Below are 12988 nucleotides of genomic sequence, written 5' to 3'. Positions count from 1 at the left end.
ATAAAGTTTGTTCAAGCGCAATTGAAACCTGTTTTTAATGTTTCGACTCCTTTTTTATTATAACATACTAATTTAGTGTTTCTATGACTTTTAGAAAAATTATTAGCCTGTCTATCTGTATCAGTTTCATAGTAGTATTTGTAACAGGAATTCTATCATATTTCCATGTATACTCTCGAAGTACAGCTACCATACATACAGTATTTGGAATTTTATTTTCATTAGGAATTTTATTTCATTTAAAAAATAATATTCGTTCCTTAAAAATATATACTAAAGGAAAATGGCTATTGTTTTTAGTATTCATAGGCACATTATTCTTTTTGGGAGCTTTTTATCAAATAGTACCTTTTAATGAATTAATGGATTTTGGAGCAAAACAAAAAGCAACTACTGAAAAGGGATTAAATTTATCTACCTATGAGGTTGTTGAAATGAATACATCTAACGACATTCAATTAATAATTGATGTATTGCGCTCAGAACATTATTGGCATCCTCAAATGGCAGTTTGGATAGAAGATGAACAAGGTAATTATGTTGAGACACTCTTTGTGTCAAAAGCAACTGCAAGAGGTTTATTTTTTGGAGGTAGAAGTAAGGATAATTTTAAAATCTTTGACGAAAACAAAGATGCTTTAGGTGATTATAGACGCGTGAATGCTTTACCTGTTTGGTCGCATAAAAGAAATGTGAAGTATTCAGATGGATTGTATGTTCCTCCAAGTAATGATCCTTTGCCAGATGCAATAACTGGAGCTACAATTGTAGATAATTTTCAATTATTATCCTCTATCAATAAAATATCAAAATTTAAACTAAAGATTGAAATTAATGTAGCATTCGATGACAATGAGTATTATTCAGAATACGATTTTCCAGATGATGAAACATTCCATAGTGGCACAGGGCAATTAGGACAACCTTCAATCATTTTTGAATCATTAATCGATATGAATGACAACAAGAACTATTATTTAATGGAATTCATTGGTCATGGACATCACTCAGGGCAAGACGGAACTATCAATCCAGACGTATCAACTTTAACTACAGCAAAACAAATAATAGAACGTATTATCGTTGGTGTTAAAACAACTTTATAACTCTTTATTTAAAATATAATAACTGGATCAAGATTTTTTATATAAATTTTCTTCTTAAAACAAAAATCCCAACATCGCTGTTGGGATTTTTGTTTTGTACTAAAGTAGCAACTGACGTGGCAACTAATATTATCACACCCTATAAATAAAAGGTTTCTAAAATCGAACTTTTTGATTGAAGATTTGAAAAAGATCAATGAGTTTTTAAATGATGCATACTGTATTTCTCGATCAGAATGAAAAATTAAATTCTCAGATATTGTTCGTTTAAAAGTAGCCATTATCCAAGCTGGAATAATAGTTTGATTGGAATGGTATAAAGAATATATATTCAAAAAATTCTAAAAAATAACAACTTCTTTGTTATCAAGCTTTTTTTAATACTATATTAGAAGAGCCTTGGTTTCATGGTGTTCATATTTGGGATTGGCAAGGTCAAGGTATATCAGATGGCAACAACACCAATTTTACTATTGAGGGTAAACCATCCCTCAATCTCATTGCAAAATATTTTAATATGCTGTCATACACGAATATAAATAAACGGGAGTAACAAACTTAAAGTATCGAATATGATCTACCACCAACAAAAGGCAAATTCCATTTTGAAACCCTACATCAGATGCTTTTGGTGGTTAGATAACGATTCAACAAAAAACATTAATTACACAATTTTGCCTGACGGATTTTTTGATATTGTTGTCCGCTTCAATAATTATGAATACCAAAGCACTGTGTTAACAGGAACATATACTAAAGAAATTGAAGTGGTAATCCCTCCAAATCATCAACTTTTCGGAATACAATTCAAATTACTAGCTGCAGAATATATATTTGGTGAAAGCATTGCTCCATTATTAAACACCGAAAAAAAATTACCCAATGATTTTTGGAATTTGAATGAATTAGACTTTTCCGAAAACTTAGATACTATTGATATGTTAAGTTCAATAATAAGTCATGAAATCGATAGGCAAAATAATCTAGACAACCGAAAACTTCATCTTTTTAGGTTACTAAGTCAAACTAAAGGCAATCATAGTGTGAGCTATTTTGCTGATAAAGTATTTTGGTCGAGTAGGCAGATCAATAGATATTTTAATAAAATGTTTGGGCTATCACTAAAAAGCTATTGTAATATATTACGATGTTCTGCAGCATTCAAAGACATCAAAGAAGGAGATTTATTATCAAACCAAAACTATTACGACAGATCACATTTTAATAAAGAAATAAAAAAGTATACCAACCACACTCCAAAAGACCTATCCAATAACGAAAACGACCGATTTTTACAAATTTTTATCATACCTAACAAGTAACTTTGCCATATTACTAACCATAGTAAATCAAATTAGGAATGGACAAAGAAGTACTTGCTTGGAAGAATAAAGGCAGAATGGTAGATGTAAATGATCATCAAATATTTTACATAAAAGAAGGCAATGGACCAAATCTTTTAATACTTCACGGCTATCCTTTCAACACTTTCGAATGGAAATATGTTTGGGATAATCTAGTAAAGGATTACACCGTTCATACTTTTGATTATTTAGGGATGGGGTTTTCAGATAAACCTAAAAATCATAATTATAGCTTTCATGAGCATTGCGAAATAGTCAATTTTCTAATCGAATTTTGGGGTGTTAAAGAAACCCATGTTCTATCTCATGATCTTGGAGTCAGTATTGCTCAAGAGTTATTAGCTAGAGATATAGCTTCACGAAACTGCTTTAAAATACAATCGTTAGTATATATGAACGGTGGTTTGTTTATGGACAGTTACAAACCTAGAATGATACAGCGATTACTTTCACAATCTCCAAAGTTTATTGGGAAATTGTTGAGTAAGTTGCTCACTAAAGAGAAATTAGAAAAATCCATACAACCAATTTTTGGTCCTAACACCCAACCTACCGACCAACTAATCAATCAATTTTGGGATATTTTAAATTATAACGATGGTAAGTCAATTGCATATTTGATTGGGAGGTTAGTTTTCGAGAAACTAAATCATCAAGAAAAATGGATAAGTGCAATGCAAAACACAACGATTCCTATGTGCTTTATAAATGGACCGTTTGATCCCAATTCTGGTATTCATATGGCTAATCGATATAAAGAACTTATTCCTAATCCTAATGTGAAGTTACTTTGTCAAGATATTGGACATTGGCCACAAATTGAGGACTCAGGTAGTGTTTTATTGAAATATCAAGAATTCAGAGACGAAATTAATAAAACATTTACTGGCAACTAAACTGATTACAAAGGGTTTATCAAACTTGATAATACTTGAAATAAAATAAGAAATGCAACATTAATTATGTGTAATCTAAAAACAAATAGTAATGATAAAAAACAGCAATAGTATTTAGTGTATTTCTATATACAATTGTAGTCCCTTTTTTGGACATCAATGAAACACATGTTTAGAATCCAGATTGGACGCCTCATGTTAGAATCCATGAAGTTTGGCAATTAATTACCAATTCAAGTATTGGAGTTTTAGGCTTTGGAGTAGCATTCTTATTCTTAATATTTTCTCACGTACTGATAAAAAACAAAAAAACAACCTCCTAGACTCTATAACATGTGACTTTCGTCACTAATTAATTGTGACAAAAGTCACGGAACTGTTCGCCACTTTTTTGGATATTGAACATATCTTTTTTTAAGATTAAATTAAATTCTTTAGATCAATTTAAAAATAATGAGCAGATACAATTGTTGTAGCCAATTAAAAAACTAACTATGAAATTAAACTATTATCAAATAGATGCTTTTACTGATAAATTATTCGGAGGAAACCCAGCTAAAGTTGTGCAACTAAATGAATGGTTGGATGACGGATTACTTCAGGACATTGCGAAAGAAAATTCAGTTGACGCAACTGCATTTTTTATTATTAGTGAAGATGCTATAGAATTAAGATGGTTTACACCTGATTTAGAACTCGATTTATGCGGACACGCTACACTTGCAACTGCTCATGTTCTAACGACTATTTTAGAATATAAAAAAGACAAAATAGTTTTTAATACCAAAAGCGGACAACTGTATGTTGAAGTTAAAAACGAACATTATGTAATGGACTTACCTCAAAGAAATCCTTCAAAGGCTAAATTACCCAGTTTTATAAAAGAATCTCTTAATAAACAGCCTAAAGAAGTTCTCAAGTCGAGAGATTATATTTTGGTATATGAGACCGAACAAGATGTTAGGAATATTAAAATTGACAAAAGTATATTTAATAGAGAAAATATTGATCCAGGAGGTGTAGCAATAACAGCAAAAGGAAATAACTCTGATTTTGTATCAAGATTTTTCATTCCTCAAGCAACAATTCTTGAAGATCCTGTAACAGGTTCATTGCATGCTTCATTAGTCCCTTATTGGAGTAAAGTTTTAAATAAAAAGGAGATGACAGCAATTCAATTATCGTCTCGTAAAGGAAAATTGCTTTGTACAAATTTAGAAGATAGAGTATTAATTACAGGAAAAGCAAAAACCTATTCAGAAGGAATTATTAAACTATAATAAACTGGCAACAACAAAAGATATATTTAATACAGGTTTTGTTGCTTAACCAAAGTTGAAACGTTAGATGTAATGTAGCAAAACCACTATCTATTAGTCTTTTTAAAAACAAACTAATAATTAAAATCAAATGAAACAACAATCGATTGAACGCAAAGAAGCTTGGAAAACAATTTTTATTTTCCTAATTATTGTTACAGTTGTAAGCACACCATTTTATCTTGCAATTGTTAATTTATATCCTTCTCGAATATACGTTGGAGCACTTATGTGGTGTCCAGCAATAGCTGCAATAATTACACTTAAAATAAAAGGGCGACCTATTTCTTTAATACATTGGAATTGGGCAGATTGGAAATATATTCGCTGGTCTTATTTTACTCCTGCTATATATGTCTTCATTACCTATATACTCATTTGGTCTTTTGGATTAGGAGAATTATCGAATGTAAAGAGCATTATGGAATGGGCTAAAGAACTTGGATTAGTTGGATTTGGGACATTAAAACCAACATTTATTATAATTATAGGTATTGTTTTACTAGGAACTGTCGGTGTTATAAGAGCAATGGCAACAGTTTTAGGAGAAGAAATAGGCTGGCGAGGTTTTTTAATCTATGAATCAAGAAAAGTTCTTTCTTTTACCGGTGTATCCCTTTTTGTTGGATTCATCTGGGCATTATGGCATTGGCCAATACTATTATATTACAGTGAAAATGTCACTTTGGAATTTATAACTTTTTTTGTGTTTGTAATTTCGATGTCATTTATTATGACTTACTATACTTTTAAATCTAAAAGTTTATGGCCAGCAGTAATTTTTCATTCGGTAAGTAATGTATTTGTTCAGAAAATATTTCCTCCTTTAACAGAAAAAATTGAAGGAACTGAACATTGGCTTGGAGAGAATGGAATCATGTTTGCCATTGTAACCTTTGTATTTGCAATATACTTTTGGAGAAAAGCACTTAAAGAAAAATTATAATAGATACATAAGCAGATTTAATAATCAACACAATAAAATTTGATGAATACCTTAATAGAGTCAAAAAGAATAATATCTATTTTAATATTATATCTAATTAGCTTAAATTTTTCTTATGCACAATCTGATGGTTTAAAGAAACCAAAATTGGTCGTTGGAATTGTAGTAGATCAAATGAGGTCTGAACAATTATATAGATATGCAAAAAAATATAGCGAACATGGTTTTAAAAGAATTTTACGAGATGGATTCAATTTTAAAAACACCCAATATAATTTTACACCAACAGCTACTGCACCGGGTCACTCATCAATATATACAGGTACAACACCAGCAATGCATGGTATTATAGGTAATAGTTGGTACAATCGGTATAAAAAGAGATATACTAGTAGTGTGGAAGATACTACCGTAGTTTTAATTGGTAGCAAGAAGCAAAATAATACAGGAGCTTCACCCAAACAGTTATTGACTACTACAATTTCCGACCAACTACGTATGAATACTAATTTCCGATCAAAAGTAATTAGTGTTTCATTAAAAGACAGAGCGGCTGTATTACCTGGTGGTCATCTTGCCAATGCAGCATACTGGCATGATATCGAAACAAGTCCAGGGTATTTTGTTTCGAGTTCTTATTATATGAATGAATTACCTAAATGGGTAAGTCAGTTTAATGAATTAGAGAAATCGAGCAAATATTTAGATACTGTTTGGAATACGTTATATCCGATAGAGAGCTATACTGAAAGCTATGGGGATAACAACAAATATGAGGTTGTCCTTGGAGAAAACAGCCCAACCTTTCCTTATAATTTCAAAAAACTTAGAGAAAAATATAGAAAAAGAAATATAGAATATTTGATGTTAGGGTTTTCGCCAGCTGGAAATACATTACTCACTGAATTCGCTATGGATGCTGTTAAAAATGAAAATTTGGGTAGTGATGAAGAAACAGATATGCTCACTATTAGCTATTCTGTTACGGATAAAGCTGGACATATATTTGGCCCAAATTCAGTTGAAATAGAAGATATTTATATAAGATTGGATCTTGAAATAAGTAAACTTTTAAGATACTTAGATAAAGAAATTGGCAAAGGAGAATATACACTATTTCTTACTTCTGATCATGGTGCAGTTCCTGTAGCCTCTTATTTAAATGATATAAAAATCCCTACTGGAGTTGCTAGAATAGCAAGATATAAAAACCGATTGAGTAACTACTTAAACACTAAATATGGAGAAGGTTCATGGATTCAAAATTTCGATGGAGATCAGTTGTATTTGAACAGAAATATCATCAATGAAAAAAAAATACAATTAGAAAGTATTCAACAAGATGCTGCAAATTTTTTAGTAAATCTTGAAAGAATTAGCGGTGCTTTAACTGCCTATCACTTACAAACCAGTCAATATAATTCTGGTTTAAGGGAGCTCGTTCAAAATGGATATCAACAAAAAAGATCTGGCGATGTTCTTATAACTTTTGATGCTGGTTTAGTTCAAGATGATGATTCTGAAATTGAGATATCTTCAGTAAAAGGAACCATTCATGGTTCAGGTTATAGTTATGATACACATGTTCCTTTACTTTGGTTTGGAAATGGAATAACACATGGAGAATCAGTAAGGAAAGTTTCACCTATTGATATTTCTTCAACACTAACAATGATGCTTAATCTTCAATTGCCAAGTGGAAATAGTGGAAGTCCATTAATAGAATTATTTAAATAATGAACTCATTAAGTCTATGAATTAAAATAAATCTAAAAAAAGCACCTAAAACCATGTATAATTAACTGCTATAACAAGTGATTATACACAAACAGTTTTAAGCACAATACATAGAAATGAACGTCAACTTAAATAATAAAAAAATTAAATATGAATTCAATTCGGAAAATGGAGAAGTTTCCAGTAAGACAATATTTTCTTATAATCAAAGGGATAATATAATTTGGGCTGAATATAGCGGCGGAGAAATTATAAAAGATAATATTGTTAAGAATCATTTTGAATTTATTTATCAACGCATAAACCAAGAAAATGAATTAATGGCAGTAAATTATAAAAGCTACCTTGAACAAACAAAAAACGGGAAAATCAGAATGAATGAAACGTGGCAATGGATTTGTAAAGATCATAGTTCGGGTAAAACCATATTAATTGAGATATAAAATGAAAGTACTGATTATATATTGTCATCCAAGTAAAGAATCTTACACATATCAGATTTTAGAACAATTAAAAGAAGGTCTGAAAAGCGAAAGTATAGAGTTTCAAATCTCAGATTTATATGAGATGGATTTTCAAACTGATATGACCGAACAGGAATATATGCGAGAAGGACTTTTAAATTTAGATTTACCAATTTCAACAGATATTCAAAAAGAACAGAAAAAAATTGAAAATGCAGACTGCATAATTTTCCTGTATCCCGTTTGGTGGAGTGATTGTCCTGCTAAATTGAAAGGTTGGTTTGATAGAGTATATTCAGTTGGATATGCATATGGGTATGATACTGAAGGACATAAAATTAGGAAAATGAAAACTATCAAATATGGAATTTGTTTGTGTACAGCTGGGCATCCTAATGAGTTTTTAGGTGAAATTGGTATTGCTGAAAGTATGAGAAATGTAATGATTGATGACAGATTGGGGCAACGGTTTAATAAAAAGGAGATGATAATATTGGGAGGAACTTTAGACCAAGGAAAAGTCGAGAATGAACATTCTGAAATAGTTAAGAACATTGGGAAACGAATAAAAAAATACTGTGCTTAATGATGCATATGGTCAAAAGGTAAATATAGTAAAGTACCTTTTAGCTAAAAAATTAGCAACATAACTCCCTTAACTTTTTGCCCATGTTTTTGTTGCTAGCCCAGTCGAACCACAAAACTAAATAGCGTATTAGAGTTAATAAGCTTACTATCAATTGTTTTTGATAAAAATAAAAAGGGACAAAAAAAACAAAAATGTTAGTTTGTCCCATTCAGTACCCCCAAGATTTCTAAAATCGAACTTTTTGATTGATGATTTGAAAAGTATTAGCCTGTTTGTTGAACAACATGCTGCATTATTAATCGCATCTTAAAGTATTGATAATGCAACACAATCGGCTTCATATACCAATAAATTAATTTTAGCGTCATTAATAATAGGCATAACTTCTTAAGTACTACTTTCTACATAATTTAAAATTAACAGGTAAAAGCCTTCGGTATTTGTTGTTTGAAATAGATTAACGATGTAATTTCTGTTGTATAGATTTTATTAATGGTAACTATTTAAAAAATAAAGAATTAAGAGCCTCTTTTAAAATTTAAAAGACGTTCTTGTAGTTCAACTAACCAATTGTCACCATTCAAAATTATGTTACAAAAATCTGCCCTATTTTTTATTCTTTTTTTATTCCTAAATTCAATAACAATACAAGCCCAATGTATAATAGATCAAACAGTAACAATAAGTCAAACTTCTAACAGTTGTTCTGAAAATGTAATGGTATCTTTAAGTTCTTCCGAAACAGGAGTTAACTATTTTTTACGTGATAATGCAGACAATTCTATTATTGAAGGTCCTATAGCTGGTACTGGAAGTCAAATAGACTTTACTTCTGAAACCATAACTGAAGAGAAAACCTATAATGTATATGCTGAAAGAACAATTACAGCATTGGATTTTGATACTACAGGATATGTTGTTACTGCTAATGATATTATAGGAACTCAAACTGCTGTTACTCTAGAATTATGGGTAAACTATACCACACAACCAGGAACATCTGGGATGCCGCTTTCTATTGAAGGAGCTATGAATTGCCAAACCTTTAGTAACGGAGATCTTCGATTCTTTTTTGATGGTACCCAATCTGGAGCACCAATTTATGAAGTTGATATTAACGACGGAAGCTGGCATCATGTAGCAGCCTCTCACAGTAGTGGTATGACTAGTGTGTATTTAGATGGTAATCTTTTAGGTTCTTTCGCAGAAACACTTCATCCTTTAACGACCTTAACTAGGCCAACTGCTATTGGAAGTACTTGGAATGGAACATCGTTTAAGTATCAAGGAAAAGTAGATGATGTTAGAATATGGTCTACTGCAAAAACACAAGCACAAATACAAGCTAGTATGAATGCTTGTTTAACAGGTTCAGAACCAAATTTAGAACTGTATTATACATTTGAAGATGGCACAAATAGTAGCACAGTAACCGATCAATCTACAAACGGAAATACAGGAACATTAACCAGCATGGATATTGCTAACGATTGGGTTACAGGAATAGGCGCAGTTATGACAACAATGACCAATACACCTACAGCAACCATTCCTAATGATACTGAAAACCCTACAATTATGTGTCCTTCAGACATTGTAGCCACAACTACCGCAATCATAAATCCAACAAGTATAGTCTCTACATTTTCAATTCCAACAGGACCTGGTCAAACTGGAGGTGGAGTAGATGAAACTCTCGTTAATATGATAAACGGATCTGGATTATCGTCTTTCCCATCACTAACAGCTACTCATCAGAGTGGTAGTAACTCTGGAACATGGACTGGATCTGGTACTTCCGGAGAACTTACATTTAATCTTGGAGGATTACAAGCTGTAAACTCTTTATCTTTTTGGAATATTAGCGGTAATGCTAGTACTCAAGGAGTAAATCAAGTTGAAATATTGGCTTCTACAGATGGAGTTAACTTTACACTTATTCCAGATACGCCTACTAATTTTGCAGAAGTATCTACAATACTAACACCTCAAATTTTTAACTTCCCAACTACAAATGCTACTCATATTAAATTCAATATCATAAGTAATCATGGGTATACAGGTAGTACCGCACCAGGTGGTGGTGGACCTTCTGTTGGAATAGCTGAAGTCGCTTTTGGATTTCATGAATCAATTTGTAGTGCTAACAACGTAAATTTAGGTACACCTACTACATCAGACAATTGTGGAGTAGCATCTGTTACCAATAATGCGCCAGCGACATTTCCAGTAGGAAATACGACAGTTATCTGGACCGTTACTGACAACGCTGGTAATACTGCTACATGCTCTCAATTAGTTACTGTAAACGATACAACAAGCCCAACGATTACCTGTCCTTCGGACATTGTAACAGTTTGTAACCCTAGCGATTTGGGTACACCAGTTACATCCGATAATTGCGGAATAGCGTCGGTAACTAATGATGCTCCTGCTACATTTCCGGTAGGAGATACTACAGTTATCTGGACAGTTACTGACAACGCTGGTAATATAGCTATGTGTTCTCAATTAGTTACAATAAATAATGATACAGAAAACCCAACGATTACTTGTCCTTCAGATATTGTAACAACAACATTAAATACCACAATAATAAACCCTATAAGTGTAACATCAACTTTTACATCATCTTTCCCACTCTTGGGAATGATAAATGGTTCTGGTCTAACATCTTTTCCTTCACTAACAGCTATTCATATCAATAATTTTGGGGATATCAATAATCCCCCTAACTATTGGGTAGCTAATGGTCCTTCTGGTGAAATCACATTTAATCTTGGTGGGTTGAAGTCTATAAATTCTTTATCTTTTTGGAATCTTGGAGGCTCTATGGGAGGTGATCAAAGTGTAGGTGTAAATGGAGTTGAAATATTAGCTTCTACCGATGGGGTAAACTTTACACTTATTCCAGATACACCTACTAATTTTGAAATAAAAGAAGTATATTCTCATACTCCAGAAATATTCAACTTCCCTACCATAAGTGCTACTCATATTAAATTTAATATTTTAAGTAATCATGCCGTCGATGGTAATACTAATTCCGTTGGAATAAGCGAAGTAGCTTTTGGGTTTTCTGAAATACTTTGCACTGCTAACAATGTAAATTTAGGCACCCCAGTTACATCAGACAATTGCGAAGTAGCATCGGTTACAAATGATGCTCCTGCTACATTTCCTATAGGAGATACAACAGTTATTTGGACGGTTACTGACAATGCTGGTAATACCGCTATGTGTTCTCAGTTAGTCACAGTAACTGCACCAGAAATAAATGTATTGGGTAATGCTATTACTATTGTAGATGGAGATGCTACACCTGATGCAGCAGATAACACACAATATGGAGATGTTTATCTTGGTGATTATTTGGAACGTACATTTACTATAGAAAATACAGGAGATGAAGATTTAATCTTATCTGGCACACCATTGGTGGCTGTTTCAGGAAGTACTGATTTTACAGTAACTGTAGCTCCTATTTCTCCTGTAACTTCAGGAGGAGGAACAACAACGTTTACTGTTCGTTATACGCCAAGCACAGTTGTTACAAATGATACTGCTACTATAAGCATAACAAGTAATGATTGTGATGAAGCAATTTATGATTTTGCAGTACAAGGTACTGGTATTGAACCTATTCTTCTTAGTGCTAAAGTATATCTACAAGGCGCTTTTATGAATCCAGATGTAGATGATACTAGTTTAATGCGTGATGACTTAAGAGATGCGAATTATATCCCTACAACTTCACCGTATGCTGATGGATTAACTTGTAACGCAACCGTTTTTAATACAGGAGGAACTGACGGAACTGGACCAATAAGTAATGATATTGTTGATTGGGTTTGGGTAGAATTAAGAGATGCTACTGATAATACGGTAATTACAGAAGCAAAATCGGCGCTATTACAACGCGATGGAAATATCGTTGCTGTTGATGGTCTATCAGATGTACCTTTCTCACAACCTAACAATAATTTTTATGTCGTTGTAAAACATCGGAATCATTTAGGAATCATGACTGCCAATACAATTGCATTATCATTGACGCCCGTAAGTGTTGATTTTACAAATAGTACAACTCCAATTACTTTTGGTACTAATGCACAAGCAACTGTAATCGGATCACCAAATATAGCAGCACTTTGGGCTGGTAATGTAAATAGCGATCAATTGATACAATATTCAGGGACGAGTCCTGATACACCAAGTATTTTATCGAATATCTTAAATGATGCTGGAAACTTTTTAAACTTCCCAACATACACTGTTTTAGGATATAATGTGAATGATGCTAATATGAATGGAAGCTCTCAATATACTGGCACAGAACCAGATACTCCTTTGTTATTACAAAACGCACTAGCACATCCAGGAAACGTTTTAAATTTCAGCACGTATGAAATAGAAGAACAATTGCCTGAAAACTTAATCATAGACTAAATCATTTAATTTTGTATCAGCTTATTTAAGTGCGTAACATTCAATGAATAAAAAAATCCCAACATCACTGTTGGGATTTTTTTTAAGAAGAATTTTCTTAGTACCCCCAAGGTTTCTA

The 12988-nt window shown here is 32.2% G+C and carries 9 protein-coding genes; all 9 read left to right on the top strand.

What is annotated here, in order from left to right; all coding sequences use genetic code 11:
- Nucleotides 1-83 precede the first annotated feature (83 nt).
- A complete protein-coding gene (locus tag ACUUYC_RS22260) occupies nucleotides 84-1106 on the top strand; it encodes a DUF4405 domain-containing protein (protein ID WP_474269521.1) in 1023 nt (340 codons plus the stop codon).
- 572 nt (nucleotides 1107-1678) lie between these two features.
- The gene (locus ACUUYC_RS22255) at nucleotides 1679-2428 is read left to right on the top strand and encodes a DUF6597 domain-containing transcriptional factor (protein WP_474269520.1); all 750 of its coding nucleotides are present in this window, start codon (nucleotides 1679-1681) and stop codon (nucleotides 2426-2428) included.
- Between the two features lie 38 nt (nucleotides 2429-2466).
- The gene (locus ACUUYC_RS22250) at nucleotides 2467-3366 is read left to right on the top strand and encodes an alpha/beta fold hydrolase (RefSeq protein ID WP_474269519.1); all 900 of its coding nucleotides are present in this window, start codon (nucleotides 2467-2469) and stop codon (nucleotides 3364-3366) included.
- Between the two features lie 494 nt (nucleotides 3367-3860).
- Nucleotides 3861-4646 carry a PhzF family phenazine biosynthesis protein gene (locus tag ACUUYC_RS22245; protein ID WP_474269518.1) on the top strand — a complete coding sequence of 262 codons (786 nt, stop codon included), beginning with the start codon at nucleotides 3861-3863 and terminating at the stop codon, nucleotides 4644-4646.
- Between the two features lie 130 nt (nucleotides 4647-4776).
- The gene (locus ACUUYC_RS22240) at nucleotides 4777-5631 is read left to right on the top strand and encodes a CPBP family intramembrane glutamic endopeptidase (protein ID WP_474269517.1); all 855 of its coding nucleotides are present in this window, start codon (nucleotides 4777-4779) and stop codon (nucleotides 5629-5631) included.
- 42 nt (nucleotides 5632-5673) lie between these two features.
- On the top strand, nucleotides 5674-7368 hold the full coding sequence (gene pafA, locus ACUUYC_RS22235) for an alkaline phosphatase PafA (protein ID WP_474269515.1): 1695 nt from the start codon (nucleotides 5674-5676) through the stop codon (nucleotides 7366-7368).
- A gap of 116 nt (nucleotides 7369-7484) precedes the next feature.
- On the top strand, nucleotides 7485-7811 hold the full coding sequence (locus tag ACUUYC_RS22230) for an avidin-fold protein (RefSeq protein ID WP_474269513.1): 327 nt from the start codon (nucleotides 7485-7487) through the stop codon (nucleotides 7809-7811).
- 1 nt (nucleotide 7812) lies between these two features.
- The gene (locus ACUUYC_RS22225; RefSeq protein WP_474269511.1) at nucleotides 7813-8418 is read left to right on the top strand and encodes an NAD(P)H-dependent oxidoreductase; all 606 of its coding nucleotides are present in this window, start codon (nucleotides 7813-7815) and stop codon (nucleotides 8416-8418) included.
- A 720-nt stretch (nucleotides 8419-9138) separates the two neighbouring features.
- Nucleotides 9139-12870, top strand: a complete 3732-nt coding sequence (locus ACUUYC_RS22220) for a LamG-like jellyroll fold domain-containing protein (RefSeq protein WP_474269509.1) — start codon at nucleotides 9139-9141, stop codon at nucleotides 12868-12870.
- The last annotated feature ends 118 nt before the right edge of the window (nucleotides 12871-12988 follow it).

This window comes from Kordia sp. E, from assembly GCF_056033805.1.
The sequence above is the reverse complement of the archived record's forward strand: the minus strand, read 5'-3'. Positions and strand labels throughout refer to the sequence as shown.

Excerpts from the sequence above, each read along its gene's own strand:
- ACUUYC_RS22260 (WP_474269521.1), top strand. The coding sequence starts at position 84 with ATGACTTTTAGAAAAATTATTAGCCTGTCTATCTGTATCAGTTTCATA.
- ACUUYC_RS22255 (WP_474269520.1), top strand. The coding sequence starts at position 1,679 with ATGATCTACCACCAACAAAAGGCAAATTCCATTTTGAAACCCTACATC.
- ACUUYC_RS22250 (WP_474269519.1), top strand. The coding sequence starts at position 2,467 with ATGGACAAAGAAGTACTTGCTTGGAAGAATAAAGGCAGAATGGTAGAT.
- ACUUYC_RS22245 (WP_474269518.1), top strand. The coding sequence starts at position 3,861 with ATGAAATTAAACTATTATCAAATAGATGCTTTTACTGATAAATTATTC.
- ACUUYC_RS22240 (WP_474269517.1), top strand. The coding sequence starts at position 4,777 with ATGAAACAACAATCGATTGAACGCAAAGAAGCTTGGAAAACAATTTTT.
- pafA (WP_474269515.1), top strand. The coding sequence starts at position 5,674 with ATGAATACCTTAATAGAGTCAAAAAGAATAATATCTATTTTAATATTA.
- ACUUYC_RS22230 (WP_474269513.1), top strand. The coding sequence starts at position 7,485 with ATGAACGTCAACTTAAATAATAAAAAAATTAAATATGAATTCAATTCG.
- ACUUYC_RS22225 (WP_474269511.1), top strand. The coding sequence starts at position 7,813 with ATGAAAGTACTGATTATATATTGTCATCCAAGTAAAGAATCTTACACA.
- ACUUYC_RS22220 (WP_474269509.1), top strand. The coding sequence starts at position 9,139 with ATGGTATCTTTAAGTTCTTCCGAAACAGGAGTTAACTATTTTTTACGT.